Source organism: Methanosalsum zhilinae DSM 4017 (genome assembly GCF_000217995.1).
Lineage (GTDB): Archaea > Halobacteriota > Methanosarcinia > Methanosarcinales > Methanosarcinaceae > Methanosalsum > Methanosalsum zhilinae.
The window spans coordinates 1,524,558-1,551,163 of sequence record NC_015676.1 but is presented as its reverse complement, the minus strand read 5'-3'; the positions used below and the strand labels follow the sequence as shown (position 1 = coordinate 1,551,163).

Sequence of the window (26,606 nt, the reverse complement as noted above, 5' to 3'; positions counted from 1 at the left end):
CAGTATAATTTTATTCATATTGGTATTCCATCGAAACTAGAAGTCTTCAACACAAATAGAGTAATTAATTATAATTTTACAGCAATTTAGTGACGCTGTCAATCCAAAAACTGTTTCCATATATTTAGCTATGCTAATTCTATTATAATTTATTTGCCGTATAATCACATGCAAATTAAAAAAATCAGCTTAAACTTAATTGCAAAAAATATTCAACACGCTACTATCTAGATTAATGTCCAATGAATTATTAATTTCATTTGGCATGTATAGAACCTCTTTTCCCCAAAAATATTTGCTAGCCTCTATATTGTAAGTTACATTTTCATAGATTCCAAGATGAAACTCTACTAACCCACTTTCATTTGTATGGTATGTTATATGTCTTCCAATAACGGGAGCCGATTTATTATTGTAATTCAAAAATACATCTATTTTAGCATTTTTAACAGGATAATCATTATTTGTAACATTAATTCTTAATTTGGTTGTGTTTCTCACATAATCAGGTGTGACGTCATTCCAATTTCTATTTTCATTTTGATATACTACATGTCCAAACAATAAGCTTCTATTTTCCGTAAACTCATACTTATCATGTGAAATTGGACTGAAATTAAAACCAACATCTACAATTCCCCACGTGTTGTCCTCCAATAATACTTCAGTCCATCTATGATTATCTATATTCATGTTTCTTTGGTTGATATGCCCATCAATTATTAAACTTCGATATTGAACATCCATTTCTTCTGCTAAGTATTCAAATATGAGTGCAAGCTCTCCACACGATGCTCTATTTATATGAATATAATATAGTGGTTCATTGAGTAGAAATATTCTCAAATAATAATAGTTTAGGTATTTATTGTCAAATCTTTTGCTGTTTGGAAAATTAAGTTGATTCTTTTGCCATTCAATTATTGATTGAGATTTTTTTGAAATTGTGATCTCTTTATTTTCATAATGTGCAAAGTCATGGCTGATGCTGCTTATTATATTCTCTTTCCCATAAGTATAATAGCCAACTAAGGGGTGAGTAGCTACTAGTAGTACTGAAGCTAAAATCATAAAAATAGTAAAGAAGTATTTCTACGATTTCATAATAATACTTTAAATGTAATAATATAAATAACTTTTAAACATACTACGAATGTAATAGATAATTCAAATATAAATGAAAGGTTTTTCATTTAGAACACAATTGCGAATCTTACTTTATATATATGAAATTTATAAGCTTAATTTAAACAAATGTTCTCCGATTTTCTAATGATATTTAAAAAAAATATTAGTCAAAGAAAGTGCCTACTCCCCCCTCTAAAAAGTATTTTCAGGTTAACATCCTTAAAGTGCTCCCTGTAAATTATACGCTACTTGCATTAAGTTAATACTAAACATGTGAATTAATCAAAAAACTGCAACTTGTTCTGCTGATGTATGTGCCTGCTTGAGAATCAGCTCTACAGCTGCTTTTTGTTGATCTGGTGGATATTTGTATTTTTTGAGAAGCTTCTTTACTTTTAATCTTAATTTGGCTTTAACAGTTTTTCTAGCAGTCCAATCTACACCTGCATTTTTATGAATAACCTCTACTAACTCGGTAGCTATCTTTTTTAGCTGCTCGTCACCTAGCTGTTCAACTGCACTACCATTTTCAACTAAAGCGTCATAGAATGCAATTTCCTCTGTAGAAAGTCCAAGATTACCTTCTCTTTGCTCTTCATTTCTTATTTCATGGGCTAATTTTATTAGCTCTTCGACAACCGCAATGTTAGTAATATTCTTGTTTCGATATGAATTTACAGATTGCTGTAGTTTTTCAGAAAACATTGAACTGCGGATTATATTCTTTTTAGAATAGGCTTTTATTTTGTCATTAAGAAGCTTTTCCAGCAATTCAGCTGCAAGGTTTTTCTGTGGCATTCTTTTTACTTCATTTAGGAATTTTTCATCAAGAATACCTATACCTTCTTTCTTCATATTCATGAAATCAAAAACATCAATTATCTCACCAGTTTTAACCGTATCTCTTACCAGTTGACGAACTGCTGTTTTGAGTTCTTTGGTAGATTTATATCCTTTTTTCTTTCTGTCAAGACTAATCAAAACAGATTTGACTGACTGGAAATATCCCAGTTCATCTCTAATAGCTTCAGTTTCTGGCCTGGGAGATGCAAGGGCAAACGCTTTAGAAAGTTCTGTAGTAAACTTGATAAACTGCTTTCTAGTATAATCCTTATCACCCTTTGGACGTATTTTCTGGTCTACTTCCTGGTTAATGAGAATATCTTTTTGTAAGATGAAATCTGCACCTTCTCTAACAATTTCCAGTTTTTCTCCAGCCGGAACCTTGAAAACTCTACTATAATCAAAACCATGAAGCATTCCATTAATTTGCTCGTACTTCTCCTGCATGTAATCTACGGCAACCTGTTGGTCTTCAGCAAGTAAACCTTTACCACCACTTTCTGTATATTGCTTTAATGCATGTTTGAGATCATAAAGAATACCAACATAATCGACAACCAGCCCACCTGGTTTATCCAAATAAACTCTATTTACACGTGAAATTGCTTGAATTATATTGTGACCTTTTAGATATTTCAGGAAATACATTGTTGTCAGACAGGGAACATCAAAACCGGTCAGCCACATATCACAAACAATCACAATTTTTAATTCATCCTCTGGATCCTTCATTCTTTGCTGAATCTGTTTTTGTTTTTGTTTTGGCCTTATATGGTCTATTAATTCAGTTTCCGAAGCTTTACCTGTAATTATCACTTTGATTTGACCTTTTGCATCATCTTCATCGTGCCAATCAGGCCTATATTTTATAATCGACTCGTATAATTGGGCAGCCATGTGTCGACTCATAGTAACAATCATGGCTTTTCCATCCATGGCTTTACTCCGAGATTCAAAGTGGTTTATTATATCATTAGCAATTTTATCCATGTTTTCTGGAGTTGTTAAAATTGCTTCAACACTGGATTCCTTGGATTTTAGTTTCTCTATACGTTCAGACTCTTCACCATCTGTAATCTCATTAAATCCAGCATCCAGTTTTTCCAGATCATTTGTAAGCAATTTTAAGTTAGCTAACCTGCTTTCATATGAGATGGGAACAGTTACCTGGTCGTGCAGGGACTGTTCAATGTCGTAAATATCAATGTAATCTCCAAAAATTGCTTTTGTGCTTTTATCTGAAAGTTCAATTGGAGTACCTGTAAAACCAATAAAAGATGCATTCGGTAGAGCATCACGCAAATATTTCGCAAAACCGTATGATTTCTCTCCTGTATTCCGGTTTATTTTAGCACCAAGACCATATTGACTTCTATGTGCCTCATCTGCCAGAACAATAATATTCTTGCGTTCAGAAAGTAAAGGATATTTGTCTTCATCAGGTGAAAATTTCTGGAGCGTAGTAAATACTATTCCACCCGATTTACGGGTTAATTTGTCCATTAGATCCTTTGAAGTTTCTGCCTGGATTGGAGTTTGACCAAGATACGTTATGCATCTGGAAAATGTATCATAAAGCTGGTCATCCAAGTCATTTCTATCAGTGATAACAACTACTGTTGGATTTTCAAGTGTTGTATCACGAGATATTTTTTGAGTATAGAATACCATTTCCATACTTTTGCCAGCACCGGTAGTGTGCCAGACCACACCACACCTTTTGTCACCTTCAGGACTCACTGCTACTTTTGTTGAATGTACAGCTTTATTTACAGCATAGTATTGATGGTATCGTGCAATTTTTTTGAGTAATACTCCATTATCATCTTCGAAAAGTATGAAGTTCTGCACAATATCAATCAGTACTTCAGGTAAACACATATTATTAATAAGTGTAGTAATTTCAGGTTCGGTTGAGAACTTGTTATCATTCTCATGTTTCCATGGTGCGAAAAAATTACTATTAGATGTAAGAGTTCCTGCTTTAGCATCCTGTCCATCACTGATAACTAGAATTTCATTGAATCGAAGAAGGTTTGGTATTTCTTTTTTATATGTTTGCAGCTGGTCATAGGCTTCATCAATAAGATCGGAGTCGTCAGTATAATTGTCAGGTCGTTTCAGTTCCATAACGACTAATGGAAGGCCGTTTACAAACAGGATAAGGTCCGGTCTACGTTTATGTTCACCATCAAGTACTGTGAATTGGTTGACTGCAAGAAAATCATTATTGGTTAAACAATTGAAATCAACCGGATATACTTTATCATAATATGTTTCATTCCCACTTTCATATGCAACATCAATACCGTTTTTAATATGATTATGGAACTCGTGATTATTGAAGACAAGGTCCTGTGCAGATGGCTGAAGAAGTTTTTCTATGGCTTCCTCTCTGGCTTTTTCTGGAATGCTGGGATTAATTTTTTCAATAGCATCCTGCAGCCTATTTCTCAAAATTACATCTGAATAATCCATTCTTTCAACAAGATTCCCTCCAGGTGATATTTCAGGACCGTAGATACACTCATATCCGAGTTCATCTAGCAAATGCAGTGCATGTTCTTCAATTTCAGATTCTGTGATAATGCTGGGAATGACCATCCCTCCTCCTAATAGATAAAAATGCATTACACAGTTAAAAATGTTTCATCCCTATCGAAATATTTGTGATATTTTTTATTTTACAAATAGCTAAAATAAGTCCTAATTTTTTAGTAGTCAGTAAAAAAAACCTACTTTAAAGTAAAATATAAATAGTTAAACTGTATATAACTATTAATATATTTTTATAAAAATATGATGGAGGAGTGAACCTATATATATCGATGCAATCATTTCGGCTTTTAAAAGCCTTATAGTTTTATCTATATTTATTTTTGTATTAGCAGCATTATTCAACGTATTTTACTAACTTTCAAGCAAGAAACCATATAATGAAAAAAGGTTTTTATTATTTTATAGATCTGGATTTAGCGTTGACATTTGCATTTAATAACTTGAAACCCACTTACATACCAATATATGAACGAGTTTTTAATTACATTAAGAAATTAATTTATCTGCAACTAAATCTTTACCAAATAACCACTTATCGGAATTTCTATCTTTATAAAGAGATATAGCAGCAATTCCAAGCTTTTCAAGTGCACATGCTTCCTTTAAATGGGTTTCAACTTTTTCGCCATGTACAACCAGAATAAAATTCTGTTCCCAATCTTTAAGGTTACACTTATTTAATGCTATTACAATCTGGCCAATAGCCTTGTAAACTTTTGTTTCGGGCTGTCCAGATGAAGAGCCTTCAACTTCAGCTATAATACAACTCTTATTTTTAGAATTAAAGGCTACTATGTCACGGTCACCTTCTAGTTTTGGAAACTGGTTTGTAGAGTACCAATTAGATCTACTGCCACCTACAGTTACACCAAGTTCCTTAAACTTCTGTTTTACCAAAAATACATCATCTTTCATCTCATCTTGTCTTTGAATTGCTTCAGGCTTTTTGCGAGTACCGCCAGTTCTTCCTTCTTCTGACGCATCTATATCTACAAAAACCTCCCATCCTTTACTAGGTGGACAGTATCGGTTTATAAATTCAAGTTTAACTCTTGGTTGAAACATTAGAATAATATCTCCGTGGTTTTTTTAATTATTTCACACGTATTTGTCCTGACATTAGTTTTGGTAGAATAGAGTCACGAATCTTCTCAAGCAACACGTTTTCTCTTTTGTTTTCTATTTGTTGGTTATCTAAACCTAACATTAAATTTGAATATTTCCTAGATACCTTTGAATTTGGAATTATAACTTTATATGATTTAAGAATCTTTAAGTTGATATTTTGTTGAGCAGCCCCTGTAGCAATATTTTGTATTTTGGGTCTGATTTCGAGTAAAACTCTTTTTAAAAAAGGAATGCCATATTCAGGTTTTACTATTAGACCTGCAGCAGCTTGATTTGATGTAGCTGGCTTAGTTAGTATTCCTAATTTACCAACGGTTGGAGATGCATAAAGTGCAAAGACAATTGTTCCTTTGGGCCATAGTTTACATGATGAATTAGATAACCCTGCCTGTGTTATTTTTTCTTTTGAATCCATCAATGGCTCATCGTGTAGTTCACCCGTCTTAAACCATGGAATATTACCATTATTCCAAAAATCATTATTTTTTCGAGAAGGAGTTCCACCACTGTTTATTGAATCACAAATATCTTCTATCGTCCCAACTTCCCACCCCACAGGAATCTCACCAAGTTCTGAATCCACCATCTCGCCACCACTTGACCTGTAGGGTTCCCCGTTCTCATCCGGAAATTCAAAGTCAATGAACCAGTGCTTGAAGATAGCCTGTGCGATTTGTTCCAGGGTTTCGTTCATCTGACGGTTGAGTTCGATTTTGTCGTCTAAAAAAGAAAGGATTTGGCCTATTTTTCTTTGAATTGGTAATGGTGGCAATTTAAACGTAAACTTTCTCATTAGTTGCAGCGAAACATTTTTGATAGTTGTTCCTGTAGCTAATGAATTAATATAGTTCTGAAAATAACTACTCAATAATAGATATTTTACATAATCCTTATCTACATCTTCGATTAAATTAAAGTAACAAACACTCTTACCCAAAAAAACCTTTTCTCCATTGTAAATCGCAATGTTACCTAGAGTTCCATTTATTGAAACCAAGATAGTCCTATGATTCAGTTTTCTTTTGTGTTTTAGGTATTCATCCTTAGAAGCTCTTTTAGTCTTTTCATTTGTTACAATTCTACCATCCTTTAAGTTGTTACCATTGATAAAGTAATATTCTCCGTTCTCACTATAAGCAGGAGTGCCATGTAGTCCATCTCCCAGAACAGATGTTATTTCCTCAAGACTAGTTTCTGTCCACTTTTCATAACTCATATCCAATCTCCCTCAGGTTGTCTCTAATTTTATCCTCAAGTTCATTGGACTTTTTAAATTGCTCCGATAACTGTGAAGTCAATCGTTCCATTTTCTCCTCAAATGGTTCATCATCTTCTTCCTCATCTGCAAATCCCACATATCTTCCTGGAGTTAGTACATAGTCGTGTTTTCGTATATCATCAAGTGTAGCAGACTTACAGAATCCTGCAACATCTTCATATTCACCAGTATCAGGTTCACCACGCCATGCATGATAAGTATCAGCGATTTTCTTAATATCTTCATTCGTGAGTTCTCGGTGTGTTCGATCTACCATTACACCCATATTTCTGGCGTCTATTAACAGCACTTCACCTCTCCTGTCTCTAAACCGGTGATTCTTTTTATCACGTGTAACGAACCAGAGACAACACGGAATTCCTGTGTTGTAAAACAGCTGTCCAGGCATTGCAATAATACAGTCAACTAAATCATCTTCAAGTATATTTTTCCGAATCTCACCTTCACCAGAAGTATTGGACGAAAGTGATCCATTAGCTAAAACGAACCCTGCAATACCAGTTGGTTTCAGGTGATATATCATATGCTGAATCCATGCATAATTCGCATTGCCTTTGGGAGGAACTCCGTATTTCCACCTGACATCTTCCTGTAGATTTTCACCGCCCCAGTCACTTATATTGAATGGTGGATTTGCGAGTATGTAATCTACTTTCAGGTTAGGATGCTTATCCTCTCGAAACGTGTCCCCCATTCTCACATCATTATCGATGCCGTGCAGGGCGAGATTCATTTTACACAATTTCCATGTGGTCGGGTTAGATTCCTGACCATAGACATAGATATCCTGGTCAGTACCTCCATGTTGTTCAACAAATCTTCTACTTTGCACGAACATACCACCTGAACCATGACATGGATCATAGACTCTACCATTAAATGGCTCTATCATTTCAACCAGAGTTTTTACAACACAACTGGGAGTATAGAACTCTCCCCCTTTTTTACCTTCAGCACTAGCAAAGTTACCCAGGAAATATTCATAAACTCGACCAAGAACATCACGTTCACTTTCTTTTGATTCATCGAATTCAATTGAATGAATAATATCTACAAGTTCTCCAAGTTTGTGTTTATCAAGTTCTGGTCTTCCGTAATTTGTAGGTAAAATACCGGTTAGACTCTCATTGTTTTTCATGAGTTGTCTCATTGCATTGTCTATTGTAGTTCCAATAGTTGAATTTCTGGCATCGGCTACAATATTTTCCCAGCGGGACTCTTTAGGAACCCAGAAAATATTCCTTGCAATATATTCATCAATATCTTCGGGATCCGAATCTTCATCTGCTTCTAATTCCTGATATAATTCTACAAAAGAATCGGATATATATTTAATAAAGATCAGGCCCAGGACAACATGCTTGTATTCTGCAGCGTCAATATTGTTTCGTAATTTATCAGCAGCTTCCCATAGCTTTTGTTCAAGAGTTCTGCCATTATTATTGGTTGATTTAGCCATTAGATAATTCCTCAGATGAATTCATAAAAAGTTATAGAGCATAGTGCACTGTACATAACATACTTGTCCATTTTATAGATTACTTATTAATTTATTTTGTTGGACTGACTCTAATTTTAACATATAGGTGTATGCAGGCTTGAATGACTTAAGAAGAAGTTAACTTTTTAGCAATATCAATAGATAAAATAAGTCACAAAGTTCACGATATTCACAGTTTTTTTAAGAGTATAATAATATATTTTATAGTTTTTATAATTAATTTAAAGAGTATATTATAATATACTCTTCTTTCCTTGTGATTCTTGTGAACTTTGTGAAAAAATCAAAGGCCCACTCAATAAGACTCTAATAGTTCATTCATTTGCTTTCTATTAATTCTAAATACACCAGAATTAAATTCTGAACCATCTTCATTAAAATGCTTTGCACGATAATCCTTTCTATTTGCATTGGTTCTCAATATTTTCTTGTTATGCCACTCTTCCTTAATACGTGAAAATGAAATACCTTTATCATCACATATTTCTTTCAATTCGGACGGTATGAAATCAATATACTCATCAGCAATCCACCCATACTTAATATCATGGCTATAATTTTCCCAGTCGCTACCCTTTATGAAAAAGGACATATGGGATTCCACAAAATTATCAATTGTTTGTAAAGCCTTCACATAATATGGTACAATTGGTTTGTCTTTAACAGATTTCTTAAAGAAGCTTTCTGTAACCTCAAGTGAACTGGCCTTTTCCATTCCGATATCCTGAAAAACTTCTTCAAGGAGTTTGCCTGCAAGAGCAATAAGTGCAAAAGTATCTCCGAGTCTGTTCATGGTATTACTGTCGCTATTTGTGAAATGGTCCTGAAATAAATCATACATTTCTTCAAGTGAATCAAACTGTTCAAAGACCTTTCTAACAAACATGTCTGCAATATGACCATGATGCTTTAAAATTTCTCTTGAGATACATTTAATCTCCTTATTACTCATCTTTGGCAACTTATCATGGATTTCAATTACACGTACTTGCTGACCACCAAAAGCATTATGTCCCGTTATTGGTTTCTCTCCTGTAATAAATGCAACAGTGTTCCAGTGCTTAACGTGGTGAATTCCACCTGTATTAGTGCCTCTGCCCTTACCTATACCATTTGCCAACATATATGTTAGTTTCTTTAACACCCCTTCATCAGATTGAACACTACTTTCATCTATGAATATAGGTAAATCACAATGAATTGCAGCATAGTTTTCCAGGTAAGTGGGACTTGAGTCTCCAGCTAACATTAAATGTTCAGGATTCCCCAATAAACTAAATGCAACTGAAGTACCAAAGGTCTTTCCGGTTGATGTTTCTCCAGAATGATCCAATATATATGATTGAGAATTTAGTGGTTCTAGAAGAAATGAAGACATTGCACAATACATCTTAAATCTTATTGAATTATCTTTGATAATGTCTTCAACAGCTTCTTTCCATGATTCAAGGCTACCTTTTATTACAAGACCCTTTGTTTCGTTTGGATTACCCTGAATCACTGTATCTAACCCATCTTTACTGTAAAGTCTATCACCTATCACAAAAGATTGATCCTTTTTCCATCCGTTGTTCAGTACATGCTTTTTATTAATAATGTTCTTAACATTAGAATTAATTGAAGCTGAGAAATAACTGCTAAGGTCATTATATTTATTTGCAGTTATGTTCAGTCCTTTATCAACTAGTTCCTGGACACAATTCTTATTGAGAAGGCTACTCTGAGATTCATGTGTTGTCCTATAATTTCCTTGAGGATCCCTGAATGTAACTTCATAGTAGAACTTACCTTCATCTACTCCATGACAGATTGCTGAAATCACAATTGGAGTATATGTGATATGATCATCATATTCTCCATTATTACCTTTTTTTACAACGTACAGACCATCTTCTTTAATCTTGTACCTTGGTGGTAATTTAATTCCTTGCCAAACAGTATCAGATTTAACAGAAGCAATCGCTTTTCCTATTGTTGTTTTTCTATACTGTTCCTTTTCCCACTTATCTCTAAAAAGGTTTGACTGTTTGACAACTTCAAATATAACCGATTCATCATCGGTATAATATGCGATAATGCAACATAGTGCCATGTCAGCTTCACTTGGAGATGGGTAACTATATATTGGACCGCTACAATTACCTTCAAACAAATCAATGAACTTCTGACTATTCCTAGCATTCATGCACTTTTCAATAATCTCATCTACATTTTCTGACAAGCTAGAATCCTTTAAAAGTATATTTTCTGTTGTGCTGGGTGTTCGATATCCTACTCTTTCCTGCAGTTCATCAAAATAATCGTTTGCTTCGTTTATTTCAGTGGGACAGTCTTCAATAATGTCTCCAGTCATTGTAAAATAACGAGCTTCGCTGTAAATTTCAAAGTTACCGTTCCTATTCTTTCCACTTGGATCTCTTTCACCCTTTATAATAACATGGCAACCAGTTTTACTGGGTGAATATTCAACATATGAGTTAAGGCCAAGAACTATATCATGGGCCTCTGCATCAATAAAATCAGATTCTTCATCTATGATCTTATCTAGATCAATTCCAATAAATGGGTCTTCTTCACTAAATGCAAACCCAATGCCTCCATATTTCTCGCAACTTTCGGTATATGTGTTGATGACATCAATAAATGTACCCCAATCTGTAGGGTCTGTTGGACTTGCACGAGTTCCATTAATGGTATATGGAACCTTGCTACTTTTCCCAGATGAATTAATCTCCCATTTCCATAAGAGCCACTGATCGTATTCCTTCAGTTCTTGTGGTATGTTTTCTACATACACATTTCCAATTAAACCATTATCTATTTTCATAATTGAACCTACTTGAAAAATATTATATAGTATCGAGAAAGTCCATAGTGGTAGCTAAAGGATATTGTTTAATTTCTATAACTAGCACAGGTGCATTTCTGCTATGATATCCGCGCGGCACTAAAATAATTGGATTTTAATTTAAGCCTAATTTCTCGCTTTCATTATGCAAAAACACTATCTAGTCCTGCATTATATCCACTAACCCACTATGATTATGAGAGCTCATTCAGTATGAACTCTATAATAATATATACAACGTCATAGTATTTAAGCTTTCTGACAGTCATAATATTATCAATCAGTTTACTCATTAAATTTCTAAGAGATGATTGAAATAATGAAAAAAGCCCTGGTAGTTATATTGAAGTAGCTATAATTCTTTATTGAAGTGTTCCAGGTGTAAGAGTTCCAACTACAAAAAGAATAAAATAGATGACTACCAAAATTGGATTCAGAAATTTTCAACCATATTTTAACGTGTACTCCCTCAAAAAAATTATTTTAAACTAAGATTCATTTTAGTGATCCCTACCAGTTATACGCTCTATATTCCAGAAATAATAAGTTAGTGTGCAGTATGAGGTCCTAAGTTACCCCCTCCCACTAAAAAAGTATTTTCAGCTTAATATCTTTAAAACGGCTCCTGAAATCTATGGATTGCCTGCATTGATCTAAAAGTAGATATGTGATTTTTTTGTTAATTAACTTGTTTTAAAAGTATTTTTATTCTTCCTACAAGGCAATGACTGTTACAAATTCAACTGACTACATTTTCAATGAAGTTCACAAGATCTTTCGCAACACGTTCTGGCGCTTCCCAGTGAGGTGAGTGTCCATGACCCTTGTATATCAGAAGCTGAGAATCTTGAATAGTTTTCAATAATGTTTCCTGTTCGCTTCTCTGGCCGAATTCATCCTGATCCCCCCATACAATCAGGGTTGGAACCTTTATCTTGCTGAGAGATCCTGCCAAATCATCCTGTAAATCGGCTTTTGCTTTTGATTTCCACACGTGTGCCGGGACCTTCAAAGGTTCTGTCATGATTATTTTCGAAAATGATTGTGGTATCGGCCGGACAAATGTACTCTCCTAAAACTCTTTGATGAAGTCAGGATCCACAGGATCTTCCATCTTTGATACTGTAGAATCCCAAAAATCTTGTACCACCAGGCTGCTTGATATATCTACAATGGTGCCTATAAGGACTATTCCCATAGTGCGCTCAGGATATTCTATTGCAAAACGTCTGGCTGTGGTTGTGCCAGGACTTGAATGGCCTACAAGAAAAGCAGTGTCAAGCTGTAAAGCATCCATGAATGAAACAAGATCTTCTGCGAAATCATAAGAACTATAGCCTTCTTCAGGATGGCTGGAATCCCCATGCCCTCTTTGGGTCAATGAAAAGGAATGAATATGTTCAGGCAGATGTGATAATACCTGTTCGAAGGAGTGCCATGAATCACCTATGCCGTGCAGCAGCAATACAGGAATGCCCGTAGGGTTGCCCTTTTCAACGCATTGCAAAGTTATACCATTAGAAAGCTCGACTGATTTAACGTTAAATGTCATTTTCATTCCTCTATTCTTTTCATGTTCGTATTGTGCATCTCCACAGCTGTTTCTACGTCCGGCAGCAAAAATTCATTTTGAAATAAGATTTAATGCAGGTTCCTGGTAAATTAATAAGCCTAAAAAGGTATTTAATTTAAAAGATTATCAGAGCATGAATGGCGGTCCGGGAGTAGGGGTTAATGGTAGACCGGCCACCCATTTACTTCATCTCAGTGAGATATATGATCTTATTGTTACATTACATTGCATGAAACTTCTTTTCGGTCTAATCTACCCTGACCTCTATTTCTGATTGGAGACTATTAATCCTTTAAACTATAATGGCGCTTATCGATCTTTTCAAGACCAAGCTTATTGAGTATCACTCTTACTTGCTTGAGGCTGTACTCAACATTAAAATTTTCAAGGATAAGATCGTGAACGTCATTAGTAGTCCATTTTTCTTCTTGCCTTAGCAATTCTGTTAACTCAACAAGTTCTTCAGCGCTAAGTTTAGATGGGCGACCACCTGCATATTTAAACCTTAATCCTTCATATCCTTCTTTATTCCAATTATCTTGCCATCCGTAACCTGCTACTTTTGAAATGCCTACACACTTGGCCGCTTCTTCAACTGAGAGTCCTTCGTAGCGAAGTTTTATAAAAGAGACTCTACGTAGAATTGTATCCAGATCATCTGGGGATAGGTGTCGAGTGATTGGAATTTGTTCGGGCTTCGTCATACTACCTAATAATCTATTATCTGTTATTAAAAGCTGCTTAAACTTGATTCCAGCATAATGGTGAAAAATTAAGACCTATATTTTGTAAATACGCTCGTATGTGGAGTGAACTATCTTGTATGCAGCACAAAAAGAACCTAATAGTGTTAACTTATAATCCGTCATTTAGAGTGAGGAAATATATTTCAAAAACACATTTATTAGCAACAAAATTTGCTCCAGGCATCTTTTTGGGTGTGTGCAGGCGCACGATACTTGATAATATCAACACGGGGCGGAATACTTTCCCCCTGCTTCGAAAAGTTAGGGTACCCTAAATGGCGACTGATAATAATTTCGGATACCCGAATGGTATGTAATATATACATAGTAATTACACGTGTAATATACAACGTAATTACAATGTAATCTCTTAGTAGTTAACTTCTTAGTGATTACAATGTAGTTTCTTAGTAGTTAACTTCTTAGTGATTACAATGTAGTTTCTTAGTAGTTAACTTCTTAGTGATCACACAGTATTAACCTATGTGTAAGCACACAGTATATCTATACTGCTGTCTTACACTAAGAGATATACTAAGAGATATACTGTGTAATATTACACAGAAATTACATACTAATTTCAAACCGATCCCTCAGAAATCTCTCAAAATTCACCAAAATTCATCGAAATTCTTTGAGTTCACTAAAGTTAGGTCTGTGACCTACCTCTGTGGCAGGGAAATCTTTATAAAACAAGTCGGGTTTGAATTTTACTATTAAACTTTTTTGACCTCACCTATACTAAACTATGGGTAAGGGGGTCAAATTAATTCTAGAAGCTAAAAACGAGGGTTTTACAATGACGACAAAACGGCAAATTTTAAGAGTGATTGATACTCACTGCAAAGAGTGTTATTTTCCCGAGGATTCTGATAAGTATAAACAGTGTGAAAACACACAGTGTAGGCTCAACCCAATACTCAAGCGTAATGGGATATCAAAAAGAAAAGTGCCTGGGCTAATAAAAACAATAAGGCAGCATTGTTGGGACTGTTGTTGTGGTAGTAGCGATTCTATACGTTTATGTGCAGGTCAGGAAAGCTGTGCTCTCTGGCCGTACAGGATGGGTGTAGGTCCTGAACCACGGTAGACATTATTTCAATTTTCAGATATATGTAATGAAATCCTATACTAAATGTGCAGATAATGAAAGATTCGGTATAATCTCAAAAAAGAGAAATGATACAGTATGGAGAAAGAAGATAATTTGCTGGACTTGAACTCAATGATGGCAAAATAAGGGCGGCTACTAGAACAGTCAAACTAGATGACACCTTGAACGATGATATCGGTCATCGGCTTATCTGCGCCTAAGATAGATGTAGCAATTAAATGGCAGGTGCTCTGCATGTTGAAATATGCTTTAAATCACCACATTTTGTGCAAAAACAGAATACATTTCTTAAATCGAATCAAACTGTTGATTTTGCAAAGAAAAGTTCCAATCTTAAGTTAAACAGGTTAGGTTCTTTTAAAGTAACTAGTAAATACATTAAGAGTTTAGGAGCTGTTACAGTACTTCCTTGACTATTTTCATATAATGCACCCTGTAAAAATATTCATGTACAAACGAAATACTTCCATTAGAATCAGTAAGCCGACTCATATGTGCTTTAATAGGCTTAATTCCCAATTTAATTAAATCTTCAAGTAAATGATTTGGAAGAACTACAAATACATCGTCTGCCCCCACTATTTTCATTTGATTCACAACCTGTGCTCCAGTTTCTACAGGATCCGGATGCATGATAAGTTCGTAATTACCTAATATTCTCTGCAATTCTTTTTTCTGTAAGCTATCTGGTTCATGCCGAGAGAGCCATAATAATCTTTTTTTAAACACTTGATGCACCTCCATCTAAAACTAAATTTTATTCACACAGAAATCATCCCTTATTGTTATTTTTTCTAAAAAAGATTCATTCTTGTAACAAGAGAATTATTAGTTGGTGAAAATGAAATACATTGTAACAAACGTGGCCTGCCTTCTACCTGAAAAGAACATTTGATATATGATAACTAGTGAACGCTGTACTCCACTTAAAGTTTACATTTAGTTGAACATCTGTTCCATGTGCGAAGCACATTTGTTCAACAACTATACGGCCAGGAAACAAGAAAACATCTTACAGAGATCTATAAAACACAGATACTACTGGAAGAATTATTTTCCGCGAAAACTACTACAACCAAGATGGTTGGTATTGACTCGAACTCTGCGTCTAATACAGCGACCATAGAATGAATCGTAGTAGAAACAGCGTTGGTGCATTGGTAGTTTTTCATCACATTTCCTGGGAAATTTTTCAGATTCCTCCGCAGATCGTTCTACGTAAGGGATGTATTTGCGTGTTTCACTCACTAACTCACCGTGTTTGTTTTAAAAAAAAATATTAACTCAAAGTACCTTTGAGGTCAAATCGTACGCTCGAAGGTTACCGAGTGTTCGGCTTGCTATTTACTAAATATAGTTCTGAATTTATGTTCAGCAAGACCTATTTAACCGATGACATACAAAATATCTCTTTACCCACGGTTCAATAGAAACAATTGTCGTGGCTTAAATAGAGGTGGTTAGTGAATTTTCTTACTAAACTATGTCCTACAACATGACTTCCATTGAATTCATGGCACAAGCGAAAAACAGTACGTACGGCACACCGGCTCTTTGAGTGTACACGGAACAAAAAAAGAAGAAAAAGGTAACAACACCATTGTGCTGTTAGTTTTAGAATCTTATATTGCGGTTGAAGATTAATTGCTGACTTTGAACGTCTACAATTCTAAGACCTAACGTTTCACCAGAAGTTGCAATATTACTGGTAGTAGCGTCTGTCACATTTTCATAGATTCCGATTTTATAATCACCAGTTTCATTGAAAATGTATAAAGTACTACCAGCTGAAAAAATTCCCTGAAAATCTCTTTCAACAATATTGGTTTCTGTACCATTTGGTAATGTCAGTACAATACGTGTATTTGTTTCAGACATACTGACTTCATCTCCACCACGGTGGTTTAGTTGCATTACATTATTGTCGCCCACAGTCGTTGCACTAGCACTAATACTTGCCTGTGGTGCCTGTCCGATATCTCCGCCTATTCCGAAGACGAATGCTGCAATTACAGCTGCCAGGATGACGGTGATGGCTACCATCAGGATGACGCCGATGACCGGTGAGACTGCATCGTCCCTGTTCATTATATTTTTAAGTCTATCCATTTATGTTCCCTCCTAATTTGACATTCTCTCTTATTGTGGCTTTGTGGTTTAATGTTAATCGTTTTCTTTATCCTTCTTTTTTTTCTGGACAATTTCTTCGATCTTTTTAGTCCACATCTTTTCCCCGATATCTGTATACTCGCACTCCAGATAATGGTACACTGCAATGCTGAGGGCATCGGTGGTTGACGATTCTCCGCATTTTTGCTTCAGGGCAATTAGATCTTCCTTGGGCAATACTGTTTGTGCATGTACTATTTTCTTCAAAATTTATCTCCTATTGTTGTTTGAGTGCGGATAGGGGAGTTTAAAAAACTGTCACCGATATTTATGATTATATGTGTATATATAGGTTTTGTGCACAAAAAGGCGTTTTAGGCACGTATTTTTGTCCACACGCAGACATATTTTCAGCTTTTGTGTTCATTGAATAAAGGTATTGTCTATCAGAACTCCCCTGTCCTGCATGTGTCATTATTAATTTATGATATTATCTTATGATACTAGCAGGCAAATATATATGCAAATCATGATATATTAATAGTATAGATTTGAAAAAAGAGATAAAGAGTCATATTCACACCGTCATATCAGATCTACAGGTACATTTTACCTTTAAAATTATTTTCATGAAGACTTCTGGAGGAGTGCTGATTGGACGAAAGATTATACGAAAAAATACTGATAGCAACAGATGGTTCAAAGAATGTTCAGAATGCTGTGGACCTGGGGATAGAGATAGCAAAAGCTAGCGGTGCAAAGGTCTATGCTGTAATGGTGGTTCCATCCCATTCCCTGACATCTTACATGAAATCCCATATGGAAGAATGGGAAGCTCCGTATGATACCATAAGACAGGTTGCCAACAAGGCCATTGAATATGTGATGGATAAAGCTAAAATGGAAGGTGTAGAGGCTACCGGAGTAATACTTGAAGGACATCCTCCAGAGCAGATAACTGCCTATGCACATGGAAATAATATGGATCTTATAGTTATGGGGACTCTTGGAAGGACCGGGATCGATCGTTTTCTTATCGGAAGCGTGTCTGAGAATGTGATTCGTCATTCGAAAGTAAAAGTTCTTGTGGTTCCTTCAAATACTGGAAAAAAATGATAAATGAACCAGATATAAATGTATAATGATAATATTTATAATTCTATAGCTCCCATATCAGATCACAAATCATCAGTGCTTAATTAATGGTAGTAATCTGAATATTCTGTAGATGATATTATACTGGATGAAAATGATTCTTTTGCAATAAATTATCCTGATAGAATATAGGGCGAACTTTTTGTTGCAATAAATGCAATATAGATATAATATGTTTTAATACTTTTTGAGCTAAAGATCATTGCGGTTTGTAAGAACCTGAAATAATTATCATAAATCAAAATTTAAGTGTGTTCAATATGCTTGGTCAGTTCAGATTTGAGACAGATACATTCTATGGCAATGTGGATGGCAGCGAGGTATATGCTATGGGTGATTTTGAAGGAAGGAGTTTTGACCTTAAAGAACTTGAAATACTGCCTCCAACAAAACCTTCCAAGATCATCTGTGTGGGCCTAAACTATGCAGACCATGCAAAAGAACTGGATATGGAAATACCTTCCGAGCCGGTGATCTTTATGAAGCCCGCATCTTCTATCATAGGCCACCTGCAGAAGATCGTCTATCCCCCTATAAGCAAACAGGTGGACTTTGAAGGAGAACTTGCAGTGGTTATAGGGAAAAGGTGTAAAAATATAGTAGCTGAAAAGGCAGATGATGTGATCGCAGGGTATACCTGCTTTAATGATATAACTGCACGTGATCTTCAGAAGCGTGATGGTCAATGGACACGTGCCAAGAGCTTTGATACATTTGCACCAATTGGTCCCTTCATAGCGCCTGCAGATGACTTTGATCCCTCCGATGCAAAGATCAGTACCCGTGTAAACAGGAACCTGTGCCAGGATTCAAGTACTTCAAACCTGATCTCGGGAATTCCTTTTTTGATAGAATTCGTGTCACAGATAATGACACTGGAAATAGGTGATGTGATCGCCACAGGAACTCCACCTGGAGTTGGTGAGCTCAAAGTGGGTGATAGCGTTGAGGTTGAAATAGAGGGAATAGGCAAGTTGGTGAATGAGGTAGTATAATGTTATTTGATCAGGTTAACAGGGAAATGGATCTTTGTATAAGGCATCTGGTAGTTCTCAATAAGGTTGTTGAGGATGGACCTATCGGGATCCTCAAACTGGCAGAAGAAACTGATATGGCGACCCATAAGGTAAGATACTCCCTCAGGGTACTTGAGCAGCAGGGTCTTATAAAACCTTCAGTCCATGGAGCAGTTGCCGGGGAAAGAGTTGAAGAATTCTTCCAGGATTTTGAAAGCAATATCGACCAGATGCTCTCAAGGATAAAGCAGATACGGGATATAGGAAAACTTAAATGATAACAGTTCTCTCCATAACCATCTGCACAATATGACCTTATATCAGGACGAATACAACAGTACAGGTTGAGAACAACCTGTATAGAAAGCTCGATCAGAATATTTGTCCAGCTGGCCTGATATTTCTTTTTATTCATGGTGAATTCTATGACAGTCAGTGATCAGGAAATAAAGACTATAGAAAAATATGCACTTCAGAATGCTGTAAAGTACGGAAAAGCACCGCAAATGGGGGCTGTAATGGGCAAGGTTATGGGTGAATGCCCCCATCTGAGACCATTTGCAAAGGAAGTGTCTGCACAGATAAAGAATGTAATTGATGAGATCTCAAGGGGAGACCCTGACGAATGGAACCAGAGGCTTGAAGAAATAGCTCCGGAACTGATTGAGGAGCTATGCACGAAAAAAGAGCCTGTAAAAGGTCTCAAGCCACTTGATGTGAAGGAGGGTGAAAAGGTCGTGATGCGCTTTGCTCCCAATCCCAATGGCCCACCTACACTTGGCAGCACCCGTGGAATAGTGGTTAATTCAGAGTATGTAAAGAAGTATAATGGCACCTTCATAGTACGCTTTGATGATACCGATCCACAGATAAAAAGACCTATGATGGAGGCTTATGACTGGTATGTTGATGACTGTAGGTGGCTTGGTGCTGAACCGGACATGGTTGTGAAGGCATCAGACCATCTGGATACCTATTACAGGTATGCAGAGAAATTGATAGAGCTGAATAGAGCCTATGTATGCTTCTGTGAAGGCGGTGAGTTCAAAGGGTACAAGGACTCAAAACAGCCCTGTCCTCATCGAGACCATTTGGTGGAGCAGAATATGGAATACTGGGACAATATGCTTGCAGGTAAATATGATGAAAAGCAGGCAGTGCTTCGTATAAAGACCGATATTCAGCATCCAGATCCTGCCCTGCGTGATTTTGGTGCCTTCAGGATAGTCAAAACTCCCCATCCCCGTCCTGAAATTGCAGACCGGTACGTGGTATGGCCTTTGCTTGACTTTGAAGGTGCAATAGAGGACCACGAACTGGGAATGACTCATATAATCCGGGGTAAAGACCTGATGGATAGTGAAAAACGTCAGAAATATATATATGACTATCTTGGGTGGGAATATCCCCGGACAACACACTGGGGACGGATAAAGATACATGAGCTTGGTAAACTCAGTACAAGTGATATCAGAAAAGCGATAGAAGAAGGTAAATATTCAGGATGGGATGATCCACGACTTCCGACAATAAGGGCATTTAGAAGGCGTGGAATAAAGGCAGATGCTATAAGAAAGTTCATGATAGATATGGGTGTAGGAGAAACTGATATCAGTGTAAGCCTGGATTCACTATATTCAGAGAACAGGAAAATCATAGATCCGGTTTCGAACAGATATTTCTTTGTATGGGATCCGGTAAAGGTCATGATATCTGGTGCACCTTCCTTTAATGCAAGACCTCCACTGCATCCCACGGAGGATCGGGGTATTCGTGAGATAGATGTAAGGGCAGATCCTCATCTTCTGATATGCCAGAAAGACACTGAAAATATGAAGGTAGGGGACAAGATTCGCCTGAAAGATCTCTATAATATTGAAATAGAGTCACTGGATCCATTCAGAGCACAGTACTTGGGTGATTCGGTTGAAGACATAAAAAAGGAAAAAATGCGGATTGTTCACTGGGTCCCTGAAAATGGCATTTCTGTCCGGGTACTTTCACCGGATGGAGAGTTTTTTGGTATAGGTGAAGATGGAATTGTCAATGAATTGAATAATACCGTCCAGTTTGAAAGATTTGGGTTTTGTAGGATCGATTCTGTAAGTCCTGACGTGGTGGCATACTTCACGCACAGGTAAAAAGGGCAAAAGCTACAGGCTTTTCTCCCTTTTCTTATCTTATTTATGGAATTTTTCCAGGATGAGAATAAGGAACTGACCTGATCAAAGGCCTGTTCTATCCATCAGTACATTTCTTTATACAGGTTTCTAAAATATTCAGTACCAGGGTTTCACATGAATATTTCCAGAATAAGTTCTCTGATAAGATCCATAGATACCGGCTATTTTCCGAATCTATTAATACTAGTTCTTTCAGCTGCTGTACTTCTTCTCATATCAATTACCAGATTTCTGTCAGGAATACCTGTCAACTACAGTTTAGTGGATGGAACTGCAGCAGCTATAGCAGTGTTCCTTTCCTGGGCACTGACACGCGAAATGGACCCTGATAATGATTATACTGCCATACTTGCTGCTTTTCTGGTTGCAGGATATATATATCTGAACGCAGTTCCGAATCTGCTGCTGATACTATGGCTTCTTCTTATTTTCCGAATTTTAAGCCGGACATCAGGAAACGAGGTGACAATGATCGATTCATTGGTCGTGTTTATTGTTGGAGTATGGATTATTCTGGATCACAGCTGGATATTTGGGCCGGTAATGTCTGCATTTTATATTCTGGACAGCAGGCTCCCACCGGCTGGCAGAAGGCACCTGTACTTTGCAATAATTTCAATAATCATATCTGTTGTCCTTATTGGGATAAAAAATAGTGAAAGCATGGAAATATTTTTAGAGGTTTTCTATATATTGTTCACAATAACCGTACTATACATTCCTGCCATTCTTATTTCAAAGCCTGTCAAAAGTATGGATGATAAGGGCAAAGCTTTCCTATCATCTAAAAGGATTCAAATTGTTCGCCTTATTGGATTAAAAACCTTTGTAATGGCAGCGCTGCTTATTGGAGCTGATGGATTGGTAATGCTTTCTACTCTCTGGATTGCTATGGTTTCTGTTTCTGTTACATGGCTATATGCAAATATAATGCCTTATCTTAGAATACTGAATGATTAAGTAAAAGCTGAGATTTACGATCTTCTGGAAGATCAAATACAAATTTTCTATAATTTTGACTTCTAGTTTATATATTCGTAAGTATATATTATTTAATCAGGTGTCTGTTATGACCAATACTAACAATGACGTTATTGAGGTAGATGATTCAACATGGGAGCAGATTGTCGAAAAGGAAGATATGCCTGTAGTTGTTTTTTTCTACCAGCCAGAGTGTCCCCACTGCAGTTTAATATATCCTCATTTCAGAAAATATGCACAAAAATACAGTAAATCCTGTAAATTTATCCGGATTGATATTGTTTCAAATCAGTGGACTGCTTCAAGATATGAGATCCTGGCAACACCGACTTTCAAATTCTTCTGTCAGGGAAACCCTATCAAAGAAGAAGTAGGGGTCGTAGATCCTCAACATCTGGAAGAGTCCATTGAATCCTTTATAAAGTATGGTAAGGAATGTTCCTCTAAAAGAACTGTGGTCTTTAGTGAGATTTCTCCCTATGAATGATAGCTGTGCCCCAGGAACAGATCAATTTTTATCCGGTGATCATGCGGTACCAAAGATAGTTATCAGCAGGTGTATTGAATTCGATAATTGCAGGTATGATGGCCGTACTGTTGAAAGTAGCTGGGTAAGAAAACTGGCAAAAGACGCTGAATTTATACCTGTCTGTCCTGAATGTTCAATAGGGCTTGGTGTACCCCGCCAGCCTGTATTGCTCGTTTCAGATGAAGATCAAATACAATTTATACAGCCTCACGGGAGTGGTGATCTGAGTGAGGTAATTAACCGGTTCTCTTTATCTTTTTTAAATTCATGTGATGAAGTTGATGGATTTATATTGAAGTCAAAGTCCCCATCCTGTGGAATCAATGATGTCAAGCTATATATCCCAGAATCGATGGATGTGGAATTCTCCAGAAACGGCACCGGGATATTTTCACAGCACGTTATCAGGATGTTCCCATATCATCCGATGATAAATGAAATAAATATGGAAAATCCTGAACATAGGGACTATTTTCTGAGCCGGGTATTTACATTAGCCAGCTTCAGGAATGCAATAGATGCTATGCACAGCTCAAATACAGTGTTTCCACTAATCAGATTTCATAGACAGAATGAAATTTTTTTAAAATCATTTGACAGGAATATGTTCAGGCAGCTGGACTCTACTGTGAAGCAGATGGTGGGAGATTCCTGTAATCACAAATTACCTATCTTGATAAAAAAATATCATGTCTGTTTTCTTGAAATTCTCTCATCAGGCTTTGTACACTCATCCCGGGATATGGTAATTCTGGATATCTCTGCAATTATTCAGGAACACCTTTGCAAAACCGAAAGAATACAGCTATGTAGCTTTATTATAAATTATTTTGAAGGAAATGTAGATTTATTGTCAATGAGGGCACATTTAAGGTCAATTGCATTAAAGTATAATATCAGCTATCTTTTGGAACAGACATTTTTTAATCCTTACCCCATGAGTTTGTAAAAACATCAGAGATTATGGATGATGATGTAGACTAGATCGGCATATAGGTAGATAGATAGATAGATTTGTTAATTGATTGATAAGCCGAAAGCAATACTTATGAACAATTGTTGCCCTTTATTTGTTTATGGAAGAGGATTTTAGTATAGAACCTGACGAGAAGATGATCAAAGTCTGTCCTGTATGCGGGAATTCTGACCTCTATTATGAGGCCGGTGGCTATATGGGAATGGTATATCATTGTAAGAACTGTGGCTATATAGGGTCGCTTGTTGTAGAAGCCAATGAAGAGATGATAAAAAAAATAAAAGAAGACTATCGATCAGAAAAAGATAAAAAAAATGAATGAGATTTCCATAGTCTGATAGCAGGCCTATGTAATATTAATCTGACATTGTCATTATCATGAAAATAAGAAGATATGATGTTCATGCAGCTACAGGTGCTGCCTGAACTTCAGTCTTTCGAATTTCAACTCTTCTGATCGGGTATATTGTCTTAACGTTTCGATATATACTTGCAGAAAGTTTTCCACCGACCAGTTCCTCAACAAACTGTTCAAATCCAACTTCTGTTGCACGCTGTCTGACAACATCTTCCATAACTGCTCTGATTCCTCTTATCTGGCTTGAGCGTGCCCTTTTAACAGTGAAGCATATAGGCTTGACTCTGACCTTTATTCCGTCTTTTGTAGTAACAGTCAGGTTAGAATCAATTCTGGATGTCTGTCTTTTCACAATGGAACGCAAATAATCGGTTGTAATCTCATGGCCCATGAACTTAACCTGTGCAACATCTCCCACAACATCATCAATTCTTAGTTTCAGCTTTATGTTATGTTTTGAGAAATCGTTTGTAAGTTCCCCAACAGTTGTTTCAATTACCCTGCCTACCAGCTTGCGGGGATCATCAGCTGGTGTCTGTCCGATAGTGGTTCTTCCCATGAAATCAGGTGTTTCCAGTGTGTACCACTGCTTTGATTTCCATTTATCAAGTTTTCTTTGTACTTTTCTTGCCAAGTTATTCCTCCAATATCAATAAGCTTCTGACTTTGAATCCGATAATTTTATTAATATCTCAAACATGCTCGACTATAGTCAACATATCTGTATATAAATAAATCGGTCATGTATTCATTTGGGTTTCCTATATGCAGTTATGTTATAAAAAGCTGAAGCCTTCTGGAATCTCTCCAACTATTTTTCTAAACTCCTCAGGCCATCCCTCAGGGTCAAGTCCCTTCTGTGCCAGGAACACTGAAGCCCATCTCTCAAGTCCCACACCAGAACATCCTGACCAGAGTTCCTCTCCGGACTGGCATTTTACATTAAATCCTGACGGATATTTGTTTCCATTGACACTGACGTTCTGGAATTCAAGCCATTCTCCGTCTTTCCCGCGATATGGCAGAGGTGCTTCATAGTCGATTGTTCCAACGTCATTTTGCTGGGAAACACCTGCTAACCCCTCCTGTGCCATGAACCAGGGAGTTACCCATGCCATCCTCCACTCAAGGTCAAGTATGTTATTGAAAATATGCTTGTATTTTTCCTGAAGCTGATTTGAAGCTTTTGTAACCTGCTCAGGTGTTCCGGTCCATAGTATTTCGATCCTGTGGAACTCATCTACCCTTTCCATTCCGTGAATGCCTCCGCTTTCATACCTGTGTGATGTTCCTGAGCGATCAAATACCTTTATTGGGAACTGATCGTTTGCTATGGTTTCACCCTGCAGAAATACCCAGAAAGGAGGACACTGGGCGTAGCACATTCCTCCTATGGGATCCCCTATCTTTTCCTTGATACGGGAAACTGGAACTTCGTGGGTTACTTTATAGTAATCACTGATCTCTTCCCAGTATTCAGGATCTCTGGTCTTTGGAGGACACACGTAATATATTTCAGGATATACTCCTTTTGCATGTCCTGATTTTTTCCAGACTTCCCATGGAATCAGTTTTGGGAACATCATTTCCCTGTATCCCAAAGGTTCTAGCAACTCCTCAACAACAATCTTTTCAAATGCCCGAAACAGTCTGGTTGACTGGGGTCCGTGGATCCACTGACCCCTGCTTGCACCTCTTTTTATCCAGCCTCTTTTCATCATTTCCTGTGTAGGATCCAGTTTGAATGGCTGTTTCTTTTCTTCACTCTGCCAGAGCAAATTCCAGTGCTCTGCTTTTCCTCCATAGGTAAGTGCTGCGATTTTGTCTTCAATTAGGGTAAGTATTCTGTCCGGTATTCTCTTCTCAATTTCAGATTCTGTTACATCAAGGGTCAGCAGGATTGATCCGTCTTTATATTCCATATTGGTCACAAAAGGAATTTTTATCTCTTTAAGATCGGCTTCTGATGGGATCTTTATGGTGAATGAGTGAACTTCAATACCTCTTATTCCTACATGGAATTTCTTTCCAAGTTCAGGAGCTATTTTTTTTCTAAGCCTTAACACAGCATCGTGAGCTCTTACATACCTTCCGGATAAGATCTGGAGGTTAATCCTGTCTTCTTCCACATTCCAATGTGCAATTCTTGCACCCTGCCCTTCAGGTGCTCCTTTTGAAAGCAGGTTTTCTGCATCGTTGAAAAGACTCTCAAGCGTATCCCTGGCTGCAGAAGCATCGGCACTTGTTCTAAATGATGCGCTAAGGTCGAACTCCAGATCCATATATTTTTTCCTCGCTGATTAATTAATATAATACCCGTCAAGATACTGAATATTTATGATTTTTCTCTGTAAGCTGAACACTGTAAATTGAATAGATGCTTTCATTAACATGGCATCCTTTTAATATTTTGTTGATATACTTTTATCGGTTATCTACAGTATCCATATAATTTGTATTTTCAGTATACAGCAGTTATTTGATTACTGCTTTTAATGATAATATCTTATATTTACGTTTCTGAATAAGTGGGATGTAAAGGAAAATGCATATATCCTACCATAGAGTTGATTTACTGAA

The 26,606-nt window shown here is 36.6% G+C and carries 22 protein-coding genes; 8 read left to right on the top strand and 14 right to left on the bottom strand.

Annotated features, from left to right (window positions below; translation table 11 throughout):
• Window positions 1–195 precede the first annotated feature (195 nt).
• The 12 genes from MZHIL_RS07230 to MZHIL_RS07170 form a co-directional block, all read right to left on the bottom strand.
• A complete protein-coding gene (locus MZHIL_RS07230; protein ID WP_013898717.1) occupies window positions 196–1,071 on the bottom strand; it encodes a hypothetical protein in 876 nt (291 codons plus the stop codon).
• 339 nt (window positions 1,072–1,410) lie between these two features.
• Entirely contained in the window at window positions 1,411–4,575 is a 3,165-nt protein-coding gene (locus tag MZHIL_RS07225) for a type I restriction endonuclease subunit R (protein ID WP_013898716.1), read from the bottom strand.
• 441 nt (window positions 4,576–5,016) lie between these two features.
• Window positions 5,017–5,595 (bottom strand): hypothetical protein, encoded by a 579-nt coding sequence (locus MZHIL_RS07220; protein WP_013898715.1) that lies wholly within the window; start codon window positions 5,593–5,595, stop codon window positions 5,017–5,019.
• A gap of 28 nt (window positions 5,596–5,623) precedes the next feature.
• Window positions 5,624–6,874 (bottom strand): restriction endonuclease subunit S, encoded by a 1,251-nt coding sequence (locus MZHIL_RS10635; protein WP_013898714.1) that lies wholly within the window; start codon window positions 6,872–6,874, stop codon window positions 5,624–5,626.
• Window positions 6,864–8,396, bottom strand: a complete 1,533-nt coding sequence (locus MZHIL_RS07210; RefSeq protein WP_013898713.1) for a class I SAM-dependent DNA methyltransferase — start codon at window positions 8,394–8,396, stop codon at window positions 6,864–6,866. The genes MZHIL_RS10635 and MZHIL_RS07210 overlap by 11 nt, the downstream gene beginning before the upstream one ends.
• 337 nt (window positions 8,397–8,733) lie before the next feature.
• Window positions 8,734–11,265, bottom strand: coding sequence for a DUF927 domain-containing protein (locus tag MZHIL_RS07205; RefSeq protein ID WP_013898712.1), 2,532 nt, complete (start codon window positions 11,263–11,265; stop codon window positions 8,734–8,736).
• 760 nt (window positions 11,266–12,025) lie between these two features.
• Window positions 12,026–12,310 carry an alpha/beta fold hydrolase gene (locus tag MZHIL_RS07200; protein ID WP_157209653.1) on the bottom strand — a complete coding sequence of 95 codons (285 nt, stop codon included), beginning with the start codon at window positions 12,308–12,310 and terminating at the stop codon, window positions 12,026–12,028.
• A gap of 48 nt (window positions 12,311–12,358) precedes the next feature.
• A complete protein-coding gene (locus MZHIL_RS07195) occupies window positions 12,359–12,838 on the bottom strand; it encodes an alpha/beta fold hydrolase (protein ID WP_048815532.1) in 480 nt (159 codons plus the stop codon).
• A 305-nt stretch (window positions 12,839–13,143) separates the two neighbouring features.
• The gene (locus MZHIL_RS07190; protein ID WP_013898710.1) at window positions 13,144–13,563 is read right to left on the bottom strand and encodes a helix-turn-helix domain-containing protein; all 420 of its coding nucleotides are present in this window, start codon (window positions 13,561–13,563) and stop codon (window positions 13,144–13,146) included.
• Window positions 13,564–15,115: 1,552 nt separating this feature from the next.
• Window positions 15,116–15,448 carry a hypothetical protein gene (locus tag MZHIL_RS07180; protein ID WP_013898708.1) on the bottom strand — a complete coding sequence of 111 codons (333 nt, stop codon included), beginning with the start codon at window positions 15,446–15,448 and terminating at the stop codon, window positions 15,116–15,118.
• Window positions 15,449–16,333: 885 nt separating this feature from the next.
• Entirely contained in the window at window positions 16,334–16,828 is a 495-nt protein-coding gene (locus MZHIL_RS07175) for a type IV pilin (RefSeq protein WP_013898707.1), read from the bottom strand.
• 54 nt (window positions 16,829–16,882) lie between these two features.
• A complete protein-coding gene (locus MZHIL_RS07170) occupies window positions 16,883–17,095 on the bottom strand; it encodes a DUF5371 domain-containing protein (RefSeq protein WP_013898706.1) in 213 nt (70 codons plus the stop codon).
• A gap of 387 nt (window positions 17,096–17,482) precedes the next feature.
• Between MZHIL_RS07170 and MZHIL_RS07165 the strand changes: the two genes are divergently transcribed.
• The 8 genes from MZHIL_RS07165 to MZHIL_RS07130 all read left to right on the top strand — a co-directional run bounded on the left by MZHIL_RS07165 (window position 17,483) and on the right by MZHIL_RS07130 (window position 23,990).
• Window positions 17,483–17,944 carry a universal stress protein gene (locus tag MZHIL_RS07165; RefSeq protein ID WP_013898705.1) on the top strand — a complete coding sequence of 154 codons (462 nt, stop codon included), beginning with the start codon at window positions 17,483–17,485 and terminating at the stop codon, window positions 17,942–17,944.
• Window positions 17,945–18,243: 299 nt separating this feature from the next.
• Window positions 18,244–18,978: a fumarylacetoacetate hydrolase family protein gene (locus MZHIL_RS07160; RefSeq protein ID WP_013898704.1), complete on the top strand. Its 735-nt coding sequence runs from the start codon at window positions 18,244–18,246 to the stop codon at window positions 18,976–18,978.
• Complete coding sequence (locus MZHIL_RS07155) at window positions 18,978–19,277, top strand: hypothetical protein (protein WP_013898703.1); 300 nt, start codon at window positions 18,978–18,980, stop codon at window positions 19,275–19,277. Before MZHIL_RS07160 ends, MZHIL_RS07155 begins: the two co-directional genes overlap by 1 nt.
• Window positions 19,278–19,424: 147 nt before the next feature.
• On the top strand, window positions 19,425–21,140 hold the full coding sequence (locus MZHIL_RS07150) for a glutamate--tRNA ligase (RefSeq protein WP_013898702.1): 1,716 nt from the start codon (window positions 19,425–19,427) through the stop codon (window positions 21,138–21,140).
• A 156-nt stretch (window positions 21,141–21,296) separates the two neighbouring features.
• A complete protein-coding gene (locus tag MZHIL_RS07145; protein WP_013898701.1) occupies window positions 21,297–22,142 on the top strand; it encodes a hypothetical protein in 846 nt (281 codons plus the stop codon).
• Window positions 22,143–22,251: 109 nt separating this feature from the next.
• Window positions 22,252–22,650 carry a thioredoxin family protein gene (locus tag MZHIL_RS07140; protein ID WP_013898700.1) on the top strand — a complete coding sequence of 133 codons (399 nt, stop codon included), beginning with the start codon at window positions 22,252–22,254 and terminating at the stop codon, window positions 22,648–22,650.
• A complete protein-coding gene (locus MZHIL_RS07135) occupies window positions 22,643–23,641 on the top strand; it encodes a DUF523 and DUF1722 domain-containing protein (RefSeq protein ID WP_013898699.1) in 999 nt (332 codons plus the stop codon). Before MZHIL_RS07140 ends, MZHIL_RS07135 begins: the two co-directional genes overlap by 8 nt.
• A gap of 127 nt (window positions 23,642–23,768) precedes the next feature.
• Entirely contained in the window at window positions 23,769–23,990 is a 222-nt protein-coding gene (locus MZHIL_RS07130; RefSeq protein ID WP_013898698.1) for a hypothetical protein, read from the top strand.
• A 79-nt stretch (window positions 23,991–24,069) separates the two neighbouring features.
• Here the strand turns inward: MZHIL_RS07130 and MZHIL_RS07125 are convergent, their stop codons facing one another.
• Entirely contained in the window at window positions 24,070–24,660 is a 591-nt protein-coding gene (locus MZHIL_RS07125) for a 30S ribosomal protein S3ae (RefSeq protein ID WP_013898697.1), read from the bottom strand.
• A 142-nt stretch (window positions 24,661–24,802) separates the two neighbouring features.
• Window positions 24,803–26,308, bottom strand: coding sequence for a serine--tRNA ligase (locus MZHIL_RS07120; protein ID WP_013898696.1), 1,506 nt, complete (start codon window positions 26,306–26,308; stop codon window positions 24,803–24,805).
• Between the last annotated feature and the right edge of the window lie 298 nt (window positions 26,309–26,606).

What these genes read in the sequence shown, in the direction of transcription:
- MZHIL_RS07190 (WP_013898710.1), bottom strand. Translation starts at nt 13,563, where the DNA reads ATGACGAAGCCCGAACAAATTCCAATCACTCGACACCTATCCCCAGAT.
- MZHIL_RS07145 (WP_013898701.1), top strand. Translation starts at nt 21,297, where the DNA reads ATGAATATTTCCAGAATAAGTTCTCTGATAAGATCCATAGATACCGGC.
- MZHIL_RS07140 (WP_013898700.1), top strand. Translation starts at nt 22,252, where the DNA reads ATGACCAATACTAACAATGACGTTATTGAGGTAGATGATTCAACATGG.
- MZHIL_RS07155 (WP_013898703.1), top strand. Translation starts at nt 18,978, where the DNA reads ATGTTATTTGATCAGGTTAACAGGGAAATGGATCTTTGTATAAGGCAT.
- MZHIL_RS07130 (WP_013898698.1), top strand. Translation starts at nt 23,769, where the DNA reads ATGGAAGAGGATTTTAGTATAGAACCTGACGAGAAGATGATCAAAGTC.
- MZHIL_RS07220 (WP_013898715.1), bottom strand. Translation starts at nt 5,595, where the DNA reads ATGTTTCAACCAAGAGTTAAACTTGAATTTATAAACCGATACTGTCCA.
- MZHIL_RS07205 (WP_013898712.1), bottom strand. Translation starts at nt 11,265, where the DNA reads ATGAAAATAGATAATGGTTTAATTGGAAATGTGTATGTAGAAAACATA.
- MZHIL_RS10635 (WP_013898714.1), bottom strand. Translation starts at nt 6,874, where the DNA reads ATGAGTTATGAAAAGTGGACAGAAACTAGTCTTGAGGAAATAACATCT.
- MZHIL_RS07175 (WP_013898707.1), bottom strand. Translation starts at nt 16,828, where the DNA reads ATGGATAGACTTAAAAATATAATGAACAGGGACGATGCAGTCTCACCG.
- MZHIL_RS07200 (WP_157209653.1), bottom strand. Translation starts at nt 12,310, where the DNA reads ATGACAGAACCTTTGAAGGTCCCGGCACACGTGTGGAAATCAAAAGCA.
- MZHIL_RS07160 (WP_013898704.1), top strand. Translation starts at nt 18,244, where the DNA reads ATGCTTGGTCAGTTCAGATTTGAGACAGATACATTCTATGGCAATGTG.
- MZHIL_RS07120 (WP_013898696.1), bottom strand. Translation starts at nt 26,308, where the DNA reads ATGGATCTGGAGTTCGACCTTAGCGCATCATTTAGAACAAGTGCCGAT.
- MZHIL_RS07225 (WP_013898716.1), bottom strand. Translation starts at nt 4,575, where the DNA reads ATGGTCATTCCCAGCATTATCACAGAATCTGAAATTGAAGAACATGCA.
- MZHIL_RS07210 (WP_013898713.1), bottom strand. Translation starts at nt 8,396, where the DNA reads ATGGCTAAATCAACCAATAATAATGGCAGAACTCTTGAACAAAAGCTA.
- MZHIL_RS07150 (WP_013898702.1), top strand. Translation starts at nt 19,425, where the DNA reads ATGACAGTCAGTGATCAGGAAATAAAGACTATAGAAAAATATGCACTT.
- MZHIL_RS07195 (WP_048815532.1), bottom strand. Translation starts at nt 12,838, where the DNA reads ATGACATTTAACGTTAAATCAGTCGAGCTTTCTAATGGTATAACTTTG.
- MZHIL_RS07230 (WP_013898717.1), bottom strand. Translation starts at nt 1,071, where the DNA reads ATGATTTTAGCTTCAGTACTACTAGTAGCTACTCACCCCTTAGTTGGC.
- MZHIL_RS07135 (WP_013898699.1), top strand. Translation starts at nt 22,643, where the DNA reads ATGAATGATAGCTGTGCCCCAGGAACAGATCAATTTTTATCCGGTGAT.